Here is a 16283-nt window from a genome sequence, read left to right on the forward strand (position 1 = left end):
GGCTTCCTTCAGATTCCACCTCACGGTGGATACCCTTGCCATTCGCTAACAGTTCCCACTGCCAAGCCTGTAGTGGACTTTCACCACCTAGCTGTTAGACATGCCGGGCACACAATAAAAGAGGTTCGCAAAATAGCAAACCTCTTTGAAATACTGTAGTTAGAATTTTATTGAAGCAACTGAAGAACGTTTTGTGGCTCTTGATTTGCTTGCGCCATCATCGATTGGGAAGCTTGATTTAAAATGTTAGCTTGCGTTTGCTCCATCATTTCCGCAGCCATGTCTGTATCACGGATTCTAGATTCTGCCGCTTGTAGGTTTTCCGCTGCATTGTCTAGGTTAGAGATCGTGTGCTCTAAGCGGTTTTGTGTTGCACCAAGCTCTGAACGTTGATCCGATACTTGCTGAATTGCATCATCGATAGCTTCTAACTGGTTATCAAAACCGTCAGTGTCACTTGGGTCAGTACCGGCGAAGTCAGTAACATCAATATCATCCATCTTTATATCATCTGATCCCAAAGCATCAGCACTCATATCTTCAATATGCAACTCTAAATTTTGATCCTCATTTGCTCCAATTTGGAAAACTAAGGCGTCTCCATTTCCATCATCATCCTCAAAGTCACCATCTAACAGGTCTTTTCCATTAAATTGAGTACGATCTGAAATTCCATCAATTTCGTCAACCAATGCCTCAATTTCATCTTGAATCGCTTCTAAATCTTCTTCTTGGTTCGTTCCTTCGTTCCCTGCTTGTACAGTTAATTCACGCATACGCTGTAAGATATTATGAGTTTCATCCAACGCACCTTCAGCCGTTTGAATCAAAGAAATTCCATCTTGTGAGTTTTGGCTAGCTTGTTCAAGACCTCGGATTTGTCCACGCATTTTTTCGGAGATTGAAAGTCCTGCTGCGTCGTCACCTGCACGGTTAATTTGTTGACCTGAAGATAGTTTCTCCATCGCGGATTGTTGGTTTGTTTGGTTGATACCCATTTGACGATGTGCGTTTTGCGCCATCATGTTGTTATTAATAATCATAATACTATTCCTCCTTGAAAAATTATGTTTTCTATCCACTTCCTTGTGGTTAGAGTTCTACTTTATTTTATTGAAGTAGTTGTAAAACGTTTTGTGGCTCTTGATTTGCTTGTGCCATCATCGATTGAGAAGCTTGATTTAAAATGTTAGCTTGCGTTTGCTCCATCATTTCCGCAGCCATGTCCGTATCACGGATACGAGATTCTGCTGCTTGTAGGTTTTCAGCTGCATTGTCTAGGTTAGAGATTGTGTGTTCTAAGCGGTTTTGTGTTGCACCAAGTTCAGAACGTTGATCCGATACTTGTTGAATTGCTGCATCGATAGCTTCTAACTGATCATCAAACCCATCATTGTCCTCATCTGGTGAATTGTCAGCAAATTTCCTAACATCAATATCATCCATTTGGATATCAGTAGCTCCATCATCACCTGTTGTTCCCAATGCATCCGCACTCATATCTTCAATATGCAATTCCAAATTTTGGTCCTCATTTGCTCCAATTTGGAAAATAAGAGGATTGTCACTATCTTCATCAAAGTCACCATCTAATAAATCTTTTCCATTAAATTGAGTACGATCTGAAATTCCATCAATTTCATCAACCAATGCCTCAATTTCATCTTGAATCGCTTCTAAATCTTCTTCTTGGTTCGTACCTTCATTACCTGCTTGTACAGTTAATTCACGCATACGCTGTAAGATATTATGAGTTTCATCCAATGCGCCTTCAGCTGTTTGAATTAATGAAATACCATCTTGCGAGTTTTGACTTGCTTGCTCTAAACCACGAATTTGTCCACGCATTTTTTCGGAGATGGAAAGTCCTGCTGCATCATCACCAGCACGATTGATTTGCTGACCAGAAGAAAGTTTCTCCATTGCAGATTGTTGGTTTGTTTGGTTGATACCCATTTGACGGTGCGCATTTTGCGCCATCATGTTGTTGTTAATAATCATAATACTATTCCTCCTTGAGATATGTGTTTTACTTCTGCCCACGTCCTTGTAGTTAGAAGTTCGTTCAAGCGATGTCAGTCGAAAGTCGGCCGCCCTCCCACTGATCATCAGCTACATATCTTATATCGGACGAAAGTCATCAATGTTTAATAGTTACCTTGAAAAAATTTATAAAAATAGTTCCACAAAAAAACCACCCTTTCGGATGGCTATTCTTTATCATTTTGTTTTGTCTCTAGTTGCAAAGTAAGTTTCGTCAATGCGTCAAGAGAAGCATCTTGTGCGGCGACGTTATTTTCTTCTTGGATGGCGAGGTACACTTCTTTACGATGAATATCCACATTTTTAGGGGCATTGATGCCGAGTTTGATTTGCTCGCCTTCGATGGCGAGAATTTTCACTTCGATATCATCACCGATTTGGATTGATTCATTTGCTTTCCGGGTGAGAACAAGCATCGCTTACCCCTCCTTTTCCGTTGCCGCCGCTTGAGGTTGAATGATTTGGTGCCTTGTATGATAGTCGCTTTCCGTTAAGGCGATTTGTTTTGCTTGTTGGTTTTTACGGTTGATGACGATTGGACCACGTAAGTTTGCTGTCGTTTCTTCGAATGGATCTTTAACCGTTAAAATCACGAATAGGGCGACGTCTTCGCCTGATTCTATTTCAAGTTGTTCGACGGTCGCGTCTGTTAATTTCGCTTCGTAATTCGGGAAGAACGAAAACGGGTTAATGACGACGAATGCTAAATTAGGCGTGTTAACAGATTGTAAAGCGAAAAAGGGACCCTCCTCCCCTTTTAACGATAATAAGACAAATTGCTTTTCTTCTTCAAAGCTCGGTAAGCCTTGTGGAAATTGGATGATTTGCGATTCGTTGATGGTAACTTGTCCATTGTATTTCGTTTCTATATTCACGTTGTTCACCACGCTTTTATAATATATACCTATTGTAGCTTGTATGATTGCTGATAACAATAGCGCCGGGAAGCTACGGTGCTTCTCTTTTGGTACTATTCATTCGCTACAATCAACTCCCTTTCCGCGGACGAGCCCACGAGCCTCCTCACCCGAAGTCCATCAGGGCGGTATCGCTCGCCTGTGGGGTCTCGTTTGGCTCGTTCTTCCGCTGGAGTGTCGTTGATTTCCGCTCATTTAACAGAACAACACCGTCTTTTCAAAATCAATTTAGTTAACCAAGTCAGCCTTTGTAAGTTGTGGAATACGTTTATATTACAAATCAGCTTGAAGGAGTGGAAGGCGGCGACTCCTGCGGGATAAGCAACAGATGAAGACCCCGCAGGGCGTTTTTCCCGAGGAGGCTGAGGCGTTGCCCGCGGAAAGCGTCCGCCTGCAACGGATTCGAGCGATAACAAAACATCCTTTACAAATGACGATTCACATTCGTTCCAACAACGTCTATCGTCAAGTTATTTTTCTGCTCAAGGTAGACGTCGCGTTGCCAGCGGGGGATGTCGATCATGGGATCATTTTTGTTTACGTGAATGTCCAGGTTATCTGGTTGGGCGTCGACGTTGATGTCACCGGCGTTGTAATCAAATTGGACGCTGAATGCGCTTGATGGCATCCACCCGTGGGTGACTTGGGGTGGTGGATCTAAAATGCCGTCTTGCCTAGCGATTTCTGGGATGGCGGGCTGACCGCTTTCAATTTGCTTGAGCATTTCTCCTTGTTGAGCGACCTTGGCGGCGTATTGGAAAGCGGCTTGACTTGCTTGCGCGGCAAATTCATCGCTCGATCGGAGTGGGCCGATTAAGTTCGCTTCAGCAAAGGCTTGTGATTGGTCAATCGACAATTGCCCGTCTTGTTTGTGAATCGTCATCCCGCCGTGCTGTTGTTGGATCGACAAGTCCGCTTCTGGTTGTTGAACCTGCATTTGTGGGCGTTGTGACTGCATCCCGATTTGTGCAGTTTGGCTATTCATTTGAATTTGCGGCACTTGCATCTCGTTCACTCCTAGCAGTCATCACGTAACACCTATGTTTTAATTAGACTTTGTTCTAGTAGGATTAGCCTTTGGATAAGTTATTCCTCAGATTCGCTACAGGTGGACGCTTTCCACGGGCAATGCTTCAGCCTCCTCGTGAGCAGAAGCTCACTGCGGGGTCTTCAGCTATTGCTTTTCCCGCGGGAGTCGCCACCTTTCGCTTCTCCGATTTCATCCAAAAAAATTTCAAAAACAACCTCTAATTCAGAAAGTCCATTAACGTCGGTTGAATGATTCTTGAGCTTGACGAAAGCGCGGCGCGGTGGACGTTTTCTTGTTCTTGCAAGTTGGTGATGACTTCGGCGATGTCCGCGTCTTCGTTGTCAGACATGATTCGTTTGGCGATAATCTCTTGGTCTTGCACACGCTCGTCCATCATTTCAACACGGTTGTAACGGGCGCCGAGTTCGGCGCGTTCGTCGACGATTTTGTCGATTTGTCCGTCTAAGTTATCGAGGACGGCACTAATCTCACTCGTCTCGGCATTTTCGTCTTCTAAAATGTTTTCTAAACGTTTAATATCACCGAAGAAGTCACTGGAAAAGACGTTTGTCGCATCGACGTTGACGGGCATGTTGACGCCTTTTAATAGTTCGATTTCCACGTTCGTATCGTTATTAGAAACGGCATCTTCATGGGAGACGACGACTTGACGGGCCGGCAGTTCCTCTCTGTCGGTCACTTCTTCGCCTTCTTCATCTAGGTACGTATGTTCATACGTCACTGTGCCCTCTTCTTTGTTGAAAATCAATTCTTTTTGCTTACCATCTGGTAAGTCTGTTCGAGCAAATGTGAATTCATTGTCACCGTTTTGCTCGACCATTTCGTATTTCCCACCGTCGTACGTGATGTTGTAACGAAAGTCACCGGCATCGCGCTCTTCATCAGCCATTTCTTCTAGTTGGTTTTGAAAACCGTCCGCATCAAGCCCGACATCTAGTAGCGATTCATCGACAGGGGCGGTGGTGGTGTCGGCGCCATTAAAGATATACTTTCCGTTCGCTTGCGTGTTGGCCACTGACTGGAGATGTTCGCGCAATTGACGAACTTCCTTTGCGATGTTGGCACGCTGCCCTTCTTCATAAGAGTCATTGGCTGCTTGGACGCCGAGTTCGCGGACGCGGTGCATGGCGTTGGTGGCTTCGTCTAGGGCGTCGTCGCTGTTGTCCATCCAGTTGTAGACTTCGGAGACGTTGCGCTTGAATTGTCCGGCTTCAGCTACCTCGGTTCGGTAGCGCATGCCGTTCATGGCGACGACGGGGTCTTGGGATGCCCGTGTGATTTTTTTGCCGGTGGATAGTTGGTCTTGGATTTGGCTCATTTTTTGGTTGCTGTTGCTCAGGTGGTTCAGTGAGTTGTTTGTGAGCATGGATTGAGTTACGCGCATCGGTTTCACCTTCTATCGTTATTCGTTGTTCGGACTTTTATGGGGTCAGACCCCTTTAAGGATGTTCGGCTAAGGTCGCGACGCCGAACTGTCCCACTTCCTATGCGCCCTATCTGCCGACAACGCCCATGCGGTTGATGATGGTGTCGAGCATTTCGTCGATCATCGTCATGTTGCGGGCTGCTGCGTTGTAGGCGTGTTGAAATTGCATCATGTTCGTCATTTCTTCGTCGAGACTGACGGCGCTCACGGATTGGCGGCGTTGGTCGACGGATTCTCGTAAGCTATCTGAGTTATTTTTCAGTCGTTCGGCTTCGTTTGTGTCTACAGCCATATCTCCGATGACGCCTTGGTAGAAGCTTTGTACGTCGCCGGTTGTTCCGTCGAAGTTCAGTTCGGTGTCTTTCACGTTCGCAAGTGCAAGCGCGTTGGATCCGTCTCCGGCGTAGGCTTCGGTTTCGTCGAGTGGGAGGTCGATCGACCAATCGGCGTTTTCGTCGTCGTCGAGGTCAAGTTGGTCGGCGAGACCGTTGATGTTGATCGTCATGTTTTGACCTTCGATTGCGAATTCACCGTCATCGATGTCGTCTTCTTCGACGGTTGTCCAGTCGTCTTCTTCGGGGTCGCCTTCACCCGTCTCGGCATATTGCCACTCACCATTTTCGTGGCGAATATATAAGTATTCGTCATCGCCTTCATATTGGCCGCGTACTTGTGGAGACGCGTCATTTGGGATGTTGTCCGTTTCTGCGTCCATTAAGAAGTAGTTGCTTTCTGCATCTGCAGAAGCTGCGATGTGATCTAGTTCATTTTGAATGTCATTTGAAACCTTTAAGTTCACTGCGGCTCCGGACGGGTCATCTTCACTTGGTTCGACGCCGTCATAGTCGAAAAAGTCGTAACCGACGTGTTCGCCGTTTTCAATTTCTGATAGACTCCAACCTGAGCTGTGCACATCATTGAATTCGTCAACAAAGTTGTGCACCATGACATCTAGGTTGTGGATCATATCTGGGAAATCGCCTTGTTGGTCACCGTCTCGATCGATGAAGCCGTGTGCTTCAATGTCGGCTTTTAGTTTTCCGAGACTCTTGAATGATTCTGGTTCAAAGGTCGTCACAGCACCGATATTTTCTAGGTCCTCAATGTCATCTGCTTGTTGTAATGCTTTCGGTGTCGCGATGGCGAGTTGGTCGACAAGCCCATGATCATCATCGTAACCAACGACGATTTCGTTCGCTTCTTGGCGTTGGGCATCAACGAGTGTGCCACCGATGGCGCGACCGTCTTCATCGGAGAGTTTGATCGTATATTGGCCGAGGGCGTTCTCTTTCGCTTCACCGCCGCTTGAGACCGTTTCAACTTGGACGTCGACGTATTCGGAGAGTTCATCGACGAGTTGATCTCTTTCGTCGTACAAGTCATTGGGTAAGTCCCCGTGTGGTTCGACACTTGCGATTTGGCGGTTCATATCGTTAATTTGCCGCGAAAGAGAGTTGATATTTTCCACATTTGTATTAATTTGACTTTGCAGATCTGATTGAATGGCTTCTAAAGAACTGACCGTATAGTTGAATGATTCCGCAACTGCCTCACCTCGTTGCCTGACGACAGAGCGTGCGCCTGAGTCTTCAGGGTTGACGGATAGGTCTTGTAGGGCAGACCAAAATTGGTCCATCGTGTTGGCGATGCCATCGTCAGTCGGTTCGTTCATAATGTCTTCCATTTTTTCTAGCGAGTCGTGACGTGCGGCCCAATAGCCATGTTTCGTATTTTCATTGCGATATTGCGCATCAAGAAATGATTCTCGTACACGCTCGATTTCGCCGGCTTGAACCCCGGTTCCGATTTGACCTGCGCCACCACCTGGTTTGTTAAAGGATGGCGCGTACATCGCATCGGTTGGGCTCATGTTCACACGTTGGCGTGAGTAGCCTTCTGTATTCGCATTGGCAATGTTGTGGCCGGTTGTATGGAGCGCCGCTTGTTGCGTGGCGATCGATCGGCGCGCGGTCTCGAGACCGTGAAAAGTTGATGTCATCTCATAAGTCCTCCCTGCTTCTCTACGTTCTTTGATTGTTTGTTAGGTCTATGGCTGTTATGCTTTCGAGTCAAAGAGCGAGCGACCTGGTTCTGGTGGTTCGTCTTGGTGTGGTGTTTGCGCGTTTGGCCGGCTGTAGTTACCTGGGTCCGTTTCTGGGCGCACCATGTCTAGGGACAAGTTGACAAAACGCAACGACTCTTCAATGAGCTGCTGGTTCAGTTCATTTTGTTGCTGTAACGGTGTGATGATGTCTGTGAGTTGCTTTTGTAACGCATGCAGCTCGTCTTGCTCGTCAGGAGGCAAGATCGTCATCAATTCAGTGAGCGTTACGTTCTCTTTGACAAGTCCCTCCTCCGCCAGAATCGCATAGGTCGCCTGTTGCCGCTTTTCTTCCAGTTTTCGAAGCCCATGAATGTGCGTCGTCTCTTTTTTCATCAACGCTTCTAAGGAGGGCATATCTCCATTAGTCACCACCGTTTGTTTTTCCTTAGCAATCGTTAATAACGATTCGTGAACAGTCACCATACTTGTCAGTGTTGACTTTAATTCATAAATAGACATGGTTCTTTCCCTCCTAGGGTTGGTATGTGTTTACTATTTAGGCATCGGACCAAAACTGAGCGACTTTCTTCGCGACGTCTTGACTTGGCACGTCGTATGTTCCGTCATTGATCTTTTGTTTCAATTGATCAATCTTCTCTTGGCGTTCTGGGTCTCGCTTTGCGTCGACTTGCATTCGCTTCGCTTCTGACGAGATTTCAATTTGGTCGCGCTGCTTCGGGCGTTCGTTTTGCTCGACCTTGTTTTGTTGAGTTTGCTTTTGGTAGATCTGGTTCACATTATGAAATGGATTAATTTTCATCTGCAAGTCACCTCGCTTTCTTCTATGTGAGCCGTTCTTTGGTTGTCTTTGTTATCGGTTGTGATAACGAAAACGTTTAGTACTTCGGTCTGTTAATTTTTCCGTTTAAAGAATGGTACGTCCTATTACGGTCTCGCTCTTCTTGTTTTTGGCGTTCTTCGACGGCTTTTAAGTCTTCTTCATGTTTTAAATCTGATTTGATTCCAGTGCGGCACGATTCGCAAATTCGTCCTTCGCGGATTTCGCTACCGCAAGATTCACACGGATATGTCAAGTTCGGGAATTGGCTTAGTTTTAAACGGCCTTCTTTGATGAAACGAATGATTTGATCTTCTGACACACCGGTACCTTCCACTACTTGACGCATCGTCGCCGTCCGATTTTCGCGCTTGCGTATATAGTTAAAGACTGTGCGAAACATCTCTTCAACTTCTTGATAACAGTTACTGCAAACACTACGAAGTGCTTTCACAAATACTTCTCCACAACGCGGGCAATTAGCTAATTCCCCCATATTGAATTCCTCCTCTAATCTTCTACTTTTAGTATCGGTTAATCAGACGGGATTGTTTACGTTTTTGAGCGAAAAATTACGAATTCCCGGCGACTTAAGCGGAATGACAGCGAGACGAAGCGCAAACGACGGTGCCAGGCGAACTTAACTACGGGCGACGGTGACGGCGAACACGCGTGCAGCTCCCGCTTCTAATAACGGTTTTGCAGCTGCTCTTAATGTTGCACCAGTTGTGTACACGTCATCGATGATCACGACGGATTGATTGTTCAGTTGACTCGGGTCTAAAGTTGACGTCACTTGAAAAGCACCATCCAGCGCGTCGATTCGCTCTTTGCGCGTTCGCTTACTTTGTTGCTCTCCGCTATCAACACGCTCAAGGGCGTGCGTGAGCGTGAAGGCGCGGCCTAGTTGTTCCGCTTGATTAAACCCACGCTCAAAGGCGCGTTTTTTCGTAATTGGGATCGGGATCGCGACTGTATGACGAACGTGTTTGTCAACGAGCTTTCGTAAGTCTTCGGCAAACAAATCAACGAGTGCAACGTCTCCCGTGTACTTCAACGTTTTGATCACGTCTTTCATAAAATCATTATAAGCATATAAAGCGCGATGTTGAAACGAATTGCTTTCCCAAAAGGAATCAGTTTGCCACTGGCGGCAATCTTGACACGTGTCAGTTTCTGCGCTTTCCTCAGACGGGCGACCGCAATCACGACACACATCCCCTTCGATGCGAACGAACATGTCCCGACAGCGTTGACATAACGGCTCTTGCTTGTGAAAAGAAAACACCCAATTCCAACCGGGCCTTTCTGAAAACGTGTTTTGACAATACAAACAACGGGACGTCGTTTCAATCAAAGAACGGACTTGGCGCATACAATTTTGCTCCTCTCTTTTAAATTGGCTCTTTTCGTATACTTTGTTGTTTCTGATGAACTTGGAGAAGTGATAGGTGCGACACCAGGTTAGCTCAATGCGGTCACGTTCACTGTTTCGTTTTCGGGTGGCGGACATTGATTCCGTTATTTACTTAAAAGAAGCTAATTTTGAGTGTTTTTCGGACATGAGTTCCGTTATTTGTGAAAAAACGCCCTTTATTGCCTACAAAAGTGAGTGATAACGGAACATATGTCCGTTCACCCCCAAAAAATGGCGTATTTAGCTGAAATAACGGAACGTATGTCCGCGAGCCACATTCACCTGAGGTCTAAATCACCAATGTCCACCTGTAGCGTATCCGAGTGCGAACTAAATCCTAAACAGTCTTTACATTTTACTTTCATTCATCGCTTCAATGTGACGTTTCGCTGCGGCCATTTCACGGGTGATGCCGTAATGAAAATAAATGACATCAGCGTTTGGATCTGATGCTTTTCTCCCTGCACGACCAGCGATTTGTACGAGGGCGGCTTCGGTGAAAACCGGGGCGTCTGCGCCGACGACAGCGACTTGACTACCTGGGACGGTGACGCCTCGTTCGAGGATCGTCGTTGTGAGAAGCACTTTCGTCGTTCCATCGCGAAACGCTTGCACCTTTTCTTTACGCTCAGCGTCTTCGGCGTGCACACCGTCGACGGACGGGTATTGTTGTTGAAAGGTGGGCAGGATTTGTTCTAATAGGACAATCGATGGGAGAAATAAAAATACGGGTACGTCTTGGTCTACATACGGACGAAGCCACGTAGATACGGTGGTTGGAATCTGCGCTCGTTGGAGGGAGGTGCGCCAGTTTCCACACCAGCGAAATGATGGGACAGGAAGATCAAACCCGTGATAGCGGCGCGGAACGGTAACGTATGGAAGGCGACCTGTGCGAGCGCGAGTTTTCATGTCAGGGCTCGGGGTGGCGGTTAAATAAACTGTCTCGGCGTCAGGCGTGCGCGCTTCTTGAACTGCAAAATGCAACATCGCATCTGCGGAATACGGAAACGCATCAACTTCATCAATGATCACAAACGAGAACGCATCTTTGTAACGAAGCAATTGGTGGGTTGTACTAACGACGAGCTGACCTTGCTTGAAACGGTCTTCACTGCCGCCGTAAAGGGCGATGACTTCCGCTTCAGGGAATGCTTCGTTTAACCGAGGTGCAAGTTCAAGGACGACGTCTGTCCGTGGTGTCGCGATCAGGACGCGTTTTCCAAGTGCGAGGGCGCGTTCAATGGCAGGAAAAAGCATCTCCGTCTTCCCCGCTCCACACACCGCCCAGAGTAGAAATTCTCCTGCGGTGGCTTCGTGTAAACGGGCGACGAGTTTATCCGATGCTTGTTGTTGAAAGGGTGACAAGGTCCCTTCCCAAGCGAGGGTGTGCGGGTTTGCTGAGTCGGGTTGAGTTTCTGGTCCGTGCCACGTCCAAAGCGGTGTGCATGCGGACACGCGCCCCATCGTGATACAACGCCGACAATAGGTGCATTCTTGTCCACATCGCGCGCATGAAAAGGAAGCGAACCGCGTTGGATCGGTGTTATCGCATCTCACACAGTGCGGACGACCACTTGCAGAAAATGTGATACCCGCTTCAAAACGGACGTAGCCGTTTCGGGCGTGGTCATAGAGTGTTGAAATGGAGTGGTTGATTTCGTCGGTGGTGAGTCTGCGCATCGTGAGGATTTGTTGTAACTCAGTGTTAAAGGAGAAGTTCCGATCAGGTTGTGGCCATTGGATCGTGTGGTTTGTGAAGGCGCTAAGTGGTTGGGCATTGGCGGGTGGGTCGTTTTCTGTGACTGGCACAAGCCAGTTTTGTTCAAGGACAAATAACATAGGGGGTGTGCTCCTTTGTATGGATTTACCCAGGCCGCTCGTAAGAGGCGGCCGTGGGGTGTGGCAGAAAGTAGGGCGTGCTGTGTGGAGAAAACGGCAATGGTACGTTCTCTAAGAGGATTTGACCCAGCCGATGCCGAGGCTGCCTTCGCCGAGGTGGGTGCCAATGACGGGGCCGAAGTAGCTCTTGTGGACGTGTGCGTTTGGGTATTGGTTTTTGAGCTTGTCGATGAGTTCGTCGGCTTTTTGTTCGCGGTTGGCGTGGATGACGACGATGTCGAGTGCGCTGTCGTCTTGTGCGTCTTCGGCGAGTAGGTCGAAGATGCGGGCGAGTGCTTTTTTCTCGGTGCGTACTTTTTCGTATGGGACGATGACTTTGTCCTCGAAGTGGAGGATGGGTTTGATTTGTAGGAGGCTTCCGACGATTTTCTGGGCGCCGTTAAGTCGTCCTCCTCGGTGTAAGTGATTCAAGTCGTCGACCATGAAGTAGGCGCGGGTGTTTGCGCGCATCGTTTCTAGTGCTTGCATGATGTCTTCGGCTGAGCTGCCTTGTTGGGCCATGTCGGCGGCTTTGAGTGCGTAAAAGCCTTGTGGCATGCAACTGACTTCGGAGTCAAAGACGTGGACGTTGGCGTCTTCGACCATGTCGGCGGCGGTGTGGGCGCTTTGGTAGGTGCCGCTGATGCCGCTTGATAAGGTGACGATGATGATGTCGTCGTTGTCTTTGGCTAGTTGTTCGAGTTGTTCGACGAAGATGCCGATGGCTGGTTGTGATGTTGTTGGTAGTTCGTCGGCGTGTTTGATTTTTTCGTAAAAGTCGTCGGTTGTGAGCTCGGTGAGTTCTTGGTAGGTTTCGTTTCCGAACGTGACGTTTAATGGGACCATTGTGATGCCTTTTTGTTGGCGTGTTTCTTCGGATATGTATGCGGTGCTGTCTGTGATGAAGGCGGTTTTTCGCATGTTGATCACTTCCATTCTCTGTCTAGTGGTGTTCATAATGCGCGATGGATTCTTATCGTATATCGTATCAATAGTAGGTAGGGATGTCTAGTCGGGTGAGGAGGTGGCAAGGTTTTGTTTCGTGGACGTGGCATGGAGGGTCGGATTGGGGTGCGCGATTTGTTTTCTTTTATGAAAAAAGGAAGTTTTATCCGTTTTACGCAATGTGGGCTAATTTTTACGCAAAGGCGTCCATTTTTTACGCAAACACCCCTCATTTTTACGCAAAGCATCCGATAAGAAAAAACGCCACCGCTCGTGGTTGAGTGATGGCGCTTCTCGTTATGATTGGTAGACTTTGACCCAGCCTTGTTTGATGGCTTCGACGACGGCTTGGGTGCGGTCGTTCATGTTCATTTTTTGTAGGATGTTGCTGACGTGGTTTTTGACGGTTTTTTCGCTGATGTACAGTTCTTCGCCGATGGCGCGGTTGCTGTATCCATCGGTCATCAGTTGTAGTACTTCGCATTCGCGTCGGGTGAGAAGGTGGAGTGGGCGGCGGTATTCGACTTCTCGGAATCCGACTTCTGCGCTGTCACTTCCTTCGTTAGCGAGGCGGCGATATTCGTTGATTAAGTTGTGTGTGACTTTCGGGTGGATGTAGGACCCACCTGATGAGACAACTTTGACGGCGTCGATGAGTGCGGCTGTGTCCATTTCTTTTAGCAGGTAACCGGCGGCGCCTGTTTTTAGTGAATGGGTAACGTATGATTCGTCGTCGTGAATGGACAGGATGAGCACTTTCACTTCCGGGAACGTGTCGACGAGGTTTTTCGTTGCTTCTACGCCGTTAATGCCGGGCATGTTGATGTCCATTAATACGACGTCAGGCTGGTGCTCCCTCACGAGTTCGATCGCCTGTTCTCCATCGTTTCCTTCGGCGACAATTGAGAACGACGATTCCATCGCTAAAATTCGTTTGACCCCTTCGCGAAAAAGTTGGTGATCATCAATTAATATAATGCGTACATTTTCCATTTGATCTGTCATTTTCGTTTCCTCCTCTAATACACGTCCTAAACTGTTCTTTATGACCCCTCTTTACTAAGGCCTTTTCACTATGACAGTCATGTATATCAGCTCACTGCGTTTTAAGTGTTTTGTGTTTCTAGATTATGATTCGTTACTTATATATTAACGCCACGACCGATGCTCGTCTACCTCATTTGCAAGCGAATCGACATATTTTTGCTTGACATCAATCATTTTTAATCGGCAATTGTACAACGATCAATGTTCCTTTATTAAGTTTGGAGTCGATACTAAATTCGCCGTCGAGCATATTGACCCGTTCTTTCATGCCAACTAATCCGAATGACCCTTCTTTTTTATCTTCTGGGTCGAAGCCGTTTCCATCGTCTTTAATCGCCACGATCACCTTTGTCGCTTTTAACTCTATTTTCACGATGACCTTTTTGGGTTCGCCATGTTTCAGTGCGTTGGTCACCGCTTCTTGAACAAAGCGAAAGAGGGCCACTTCCATTTTCGTAGGCAGGCGGCGATCTCGACCGACGTGTTGGAACGAGACGGTTACGTCCCCGCGTTCTTCAATGTTTTTCAAGTATTTCGCTAATGTTGGCACGAGACCGAGGTCATCAAGGGCCATCGGACGTAAATCGTAGATAATCCGACGAACTTCGGTGAGCGAATTCTTCACCATTTCACGGAGCTCGCGCACTTCATTCATCGCTTCCTCAGGACTTTTTTCTTCAAAAATTCGTTCGACCAGCTCTGAGCGAAGCATGACGTTGGCCATCATTTGCGCTGGCCCGTCGTGAATGTCACGGGACAATCGTTTGCGTTCTTCTTCTTGGGCTTCGATAATTTTCAGACCGAACCCTTGCATTTCTTTTGCGTCTTCAACCATTTCCTGAATATTTTGCAAGTCACCTGTTAAATAATTCATGACGATGGTCATTTGGCTCATCAGCGCTTCGGCACGTTCTACCGTTTCTTTTAACTTTTTCAAGCGTCTTTCAATATAATCACGCCGCTCGCGAAGTTGTTGTTCTTTTTGCCGAAGTACGGCAAGACGAACTTGGTAGTCATTCGCTTGTTCGTACGCATCTTTGACATCTTCATCGCTGTAATTTGAAAATTGTTTACTAACTTCGGCAAGCCGGTTGCGAGCGAATCGGGAATGCACCTCCATTTTTTCTGCATCGTCAATCACCTCGACGACTTGGGCTTGAACCTGTTTCAACTCTTGTTGCAATTGCTTGTATTCACGTTCGGTTTCTTCGTGAATGTCATATACTTGCTCTTTACTATCACCTACAGTTTCAAGCATTTTATCTAGAATTTCGTCGAGATTTGGTTTAGACATGATTGATTCCCCCAAGTTACGGTATCTAACGTACATACATTGCACTAGCACCAAACGACCTAAAACTTTTGTCCCCATTACACCCGTCGACCTTGAGTTTAAAAGGTTTCAGCGTTTTTTCGACAAAGTATGACATTCTTTACAATTTCATTGCGGTCTATTAACAAGTTTATTTATACGATTTCTTTAATACTTTCTCCCTATTCAAAAACCCTCACAAATGCTTATCAGTTGACAGCACCCAACGAAACACGTACGCTAACACAAAAGCTGAAACGCCTTGCTTACGAGCGACAAGTGCTGGAAGGACTTTGACTGAAGCCGCTTTTTGGCTTCAGAAAAGGCCTGAAGCAACCTCGAGCTCGTAGGCGTTGAAGCTAGACGACAGAAAAGTGGAAGGCGCTTGAACATCGGCGATATAGGCTGTGCGGACATTCATTCCGTTATTACTGCCAAAAAGGCGTTTAATCGCTTGGAAACGGACATACGTTCCGTTAATGCGCTTATAAACCCTACATTTCCCTTGATTTTATCCAAATAACGGAACCTATGTCCGCGAAGGCTCAAAAAAAGGCCATTTTTCGAGAAATAGCGGAATCAATGTCCGTTGCGTTCAACCCGCTCCCCATTCCCGGATCACAGTCCATAATGAGCGGCACTATAAAACAACAATCCACAACATGTTCATATACTCACGAAAGGAGTCAGTCATTTATGCTTTCTTCCTATTATACTGTAAAAGGCTACGGCGAGCACGAAATTGTCATCCAAAAATCACGCTTTATCGCCTACGTCCAACGCGTCACAACAGAAGAAGACGCCCAAGCATTCATTAACGACATTAAGAAAAAACATTGGAACGCCACACACAACTGCTCCGCCTACATGATCGGCGAACAAGACCACATCCAAAAAGCCAACGACGACGGCGAACCGAGCGGCACCGCAGGCGTCCCAATCCTAGAGGTACTCAAAAAACGACAACTCAAAGACACCGCCGTCGTCATCACCCGCTACTTCGGCGGCATCAAACTAGGCGCAGGCGGACTCATCCGCGCATACGGAAGCTCAACAACCGAAGGCATCAACGCAACCGGCGTCGTCGAAAGACGACTCGTCCAAACCCTATCCGTCAAAGTCGACTACGGCTGGCTCGGCAAACTCGAAAACGAACTGCGCAACTCCCGCTTCCGTTTGAAAAACATCGACTACGCCGAACAAGTCATCTTCCACTCCTACATCGAAGACGGCGACGAAGACGCCTTCCGCGAATGGATCACCAACCTCACCAACGGACAAGCCACCATCGAAGACGGCGAACACAGTTACCTCGAAATCGACGTAACCGAAACGTAACCTCTGCAAAGCAATCTGCGATGT

The 16283-nt window shown here is 47.2% G+C and carries 16 protein-coding genes; 1 reads left to right on the forward strand and 15 read right to left on the reverse strand.

Features of this window, described 5'->3' with window-relative positions; translation table 11 throughout:
- Nucleotides 1–167: 167 nt before the first annotated feature.
- From hag (HNQ41_RS09520) to HNQ41_RS09590, 15 genes are all read right to left on the reverse strand, one after another.
- A complete protein-coding gene (gene hag / locus HNQ41_RS09520; protein WP_184664198.1) occupies nucleotides 168–1043 on the reverse strand; it encodes a flagellin Hag in 876 nt (291 codons plus the stop codon).
- Nucleotides 1044–1110: 67 nt separating this feature from the next.
- Nucleotides 1111–2001 carry a flagellin Hag gene (gene hag, locus HNQ41_RS09525; RefSeq protein ID WP_184664199.1) on the reverse strand — a complete coding sequence of 297 codons (891 nt, stop codon included), beginning with the start codon at nucleotides 1999–2001 and terminating at the stop codon, nucleotides 1111–1113.
- 209 nt (nucleotides 2002–2210) lie between these two features.
- Nucleotides 2211–2459, reverse strand: coding sequence for a carbon storage regulator CsrA (gene csrA, locus HNQ41_RS09530; RefSeq protein ID WP_184664200.1), 249 nt, complete (start codon nucleotides 2457–2459; stop codon nucleotides 2211–2213).
- 3 nt (nucleotides 2460–2462) lie between these two features.
- Entirely contained in the window at nucleotides 2463–2918 is a 456-nt protein-coding gene (gene fliW, locus HNQ41_RS09535; protein WP_184664201.1) for a flagellar assembly protein FliW, read from the reverse strand.
- A gap of 466 nt (nucleotides 2919–3384) precedes the next feature.
- On the reverse strand, nucleotides 3385–3966 hold the full coding sequence (locus tag HNQ41_RS09540; protein WP_184664202.1) for a DUF6470 family protein: 582 nt from the start codon (nucleotides 3964–3966) through the stop codon (nucleotides 3385–3387).
- 241 nt (nucleotides 3967–4207) lie between these two features.
- Entirely contained in the window at nucleotides 4208–5395 is a 1188-nt protein-coding gene (flgL, locus tag HNQ41_RS09545; protein WP_184664203.1) for a flagellar hook-associated protein FlgL, read from the reverse strand.
- Nucleotides 5396–5504: 109 nt separating this feature from the next.
- Entirely contained in the window at nucleotides 5505–7436 is a 1932-nt protein-coding gene (gene flgK, locus HNQ41_RS09550) for a flagellar hook-associated protein FlgK (protein WP_184664204.1), read from the reverse strand.
- A gap of 57 nt (nucleotides 7437–7493) precedes the next feature.
- Nucleotides 7494–8000, reverse strand: coding sequence for a flagellar protein FlgN (locus HNQ41_RS09555; protein WP_184664205.1), 507 nt, complete (start codon nucleotides 7998–8000; stop codon nucleotides 7494–7496).
- A gap of 37 nt (nucleotides 8001–8037) precedes the next feature.
- The gene (gene flgM, locus HNQ41_RS09560; protein ID WP_184664206.1) at nucleotides 8038–8301 is read right to left on the reverse strand and encodes a flagellar biosynthesis anti-sigma factor FlgM; all 264 of its coding nucleotides are present in this window, start codon (nucleotides 8299–8301) and stop codon (nucleotides 8038–8040) included.
- Between the two features lie 76 nt (nucleotides 8302–8377).
- Complete coding sequence (locus HNQ41_RS09565) at nucleotides 8378–8815, reverse strand: TIGR03826 family flagellar region protein (protein WP_184664207.1); 438 nt, start codon at nucleotides 8813–8815, stop codon at nucleotides 8378–8380.
- Nucleotides 8816–8959: 144 nt separating this feature from the next.
- Complete coding sequence (locus HNQ41_RS09570; protein WP_184664208.1) at nucleotides 8960–9694, reverse strand: ComFC family protein; 735 nt, start codon at nucleotides 9692–9694, stop codon at nucleotides 8960–8962.
- 390 nt (nucleotides 9695–10084) lie between these two features.
- The gene (locus HNQ41_RS09575; protein WP_184664209.1) at nucleotides 10085–11578 is read right to left on the reverse strand and encodes an ATP-dependent helicase ComFA; all 1494 of its coding nucleotides are present in this window, start codon (nucleotides 11576–11578) and stop codon (nucleotides 10085–10087) included.
- A 111-nt stretch (nucleotides 11579–11689) separates the two neighbouring features.
- The gene (locus tag HNQ41_RS09580) at nucleotides 11690–12538 is read right to left on the reverse strand and encodes a DegV family protein (RefSeq protein ID WP_184664210.1); all 849 of its coding nucleotides are present in this window, start codon (nucleotides 12536–12538) and stop codon (nucleotides 11690–11692) included.
- Nucleotides 12539–12859: 321 nt separating this feature from the next.
- Nucleotides 12860–13567, reverse strand: coding sequence for a response regulator (locus tag HNQ41_RS09585; protein ID WP_281394005.1), 708 nt, complete (start codon nucleotides 13565–13567; stop codon nucleotides 12860–12862).
- A gap of 208 nt (nucleotides 13568–13775) precedes the next feature.
- Nucleotides 13776–14903, reverse strand: coding sequence for a sensor histidine kinase (locus tag HNQ41_RS09590; RefSeq protein ID WP_184664211.1), 1128 nt, complete (start codon nucleotides 14901–14903; stop codon nucleotides 13776–13778).
- A gap of 714 nt (nucleotides 14904–15617) precedes the next feature.
- On the opposite strand from HNQ41_RS09590, the gene HNQ41_RS09595 reads away from it, so the two are divergent.
- Complete coding sequence (locus HNQ41_RS09595) at nucleotides 15618–16259, forward strand: YigZ family protein (protein ID WP_184664212.1); 642 nt, start codon at nucleotides 15618–15620, stop codon at nucleotides 16257–16259.
- The last annotated feature ends 24 nt before the right edge of the window (nucleotides 16260–16283 follow it).

The organism is Texcoconibacillus texcoconensis (assembly GCF_014202575.1).
In the GTDB taxonomy this organism is placed as follows: domain Bacteria; phylum Bacillota; class Bacilli; order Bacillales; family Salisediminibacteriaceae; genus Texcoconibacillus; species Texcoconibacillus texcoconensis.

Bases quoted from the DNA above. Each gene is read 5' to 3' on its own strand.
- HNQ41_RS09540 (WP_184664202.1), bottom strand. From the start codon at position 3,966: ATGCAAGTGCCGCAAATTCAAATGAATAGCCAAACTGCACAAATCGGG.
- HNQ41_RS09590 (WP_184664211.1), bottom strand. From the start codon at position 14,903: ATGTCTAAACCAAATCTCGACGAAATTCTAGATAAAATGCTTGAAACT.
- HNQ41_RS09555 (WP_184664205.1), bottom strand. From the start codon at position 8,000: ATGTCTATTTATGAATTAAAGTCAACACTGACAAGTATGGTGACTGTT.
- flgL (WP_184664203.1), bottom strand. From the start codon at position 5,395: ATGCGCGTAACTCAATCCATGCTCACAAACAACTCACTGAACCACCTG.
- HNQ41_RS09575 (WP_184664209.1), bottom strand. From the start codon at position 11,578: ATGTTATTTGTCCTTGAACAAAACTGGCTTGTGCCAGTCACAGAAAAC.
- hag (WP_184664199.1), bottom strand. From the start codon at position 2,001: ATGATTATTAACAACAACATGATGGCGCAAAATGCGCACCGTCAAATG.
- csrA (WP_184664200.1), bottom strand. From the start codon at position 2,459: ATGCTTGTTCTCACCCGGAAAGCAAATGAATCAATCCAAATCGGTGAT.
- hag (WP_184664198.1), bottom strand. From the start codon at position 1,043: ATGATTATTAATAACAACATGATGGCGCAAAACGCACATCGTCAAATG.
- flgM (WP_184664206.1), bottom strand. From the start codon at position 8,301: ATGAAAATTAATCCATTTCATAATGTGAACCAGATCTACCAAAAGCAA.
- flgK (WP_184664204.1), bottom strand. From the start codon at position 7,436: ATGACATCAACTTTTCACGGTCTCGAGACCGCGCGCCGATCGATCGCC.
- HNQ41_RS09595 (WP_184664212.1), top strand. From the start codon at position 15,618: ATGCTTTCTTCCTATTATACTGTAAAAGGCTACGGCGAGCACGAAATT.
- HNQ41_RS09565 (WP_184664207.1), bottom strand. From the start codon at position 8,815: ATGGGGGAATTAGCTAATTGCCCGCGTTGTGGAGAAGTATTTGTGAAA.
- HNQ41_RS09580 (WP_184664210.1), bottom strand. From the start codon at position 12,538: ATGCGAAAAACCGCCTTCATCACAGACAGCACCGCATACATATCCGAA.
- HNQ41_RS09570 (WP_184664208.1), bottom strand. From the start codon at position 9,694: ATGCGCCAAGTCCGTTCTTTGATTGAAACGACGTCCCGTTGTTTGTAT.
- HNQ41_RS09585 (WP_281394005.1), bottom strand. From the start codon at position 13,567: ATGACAGATCAAATGGAAAATGTACGCATTATATTAATTGATGATCAC.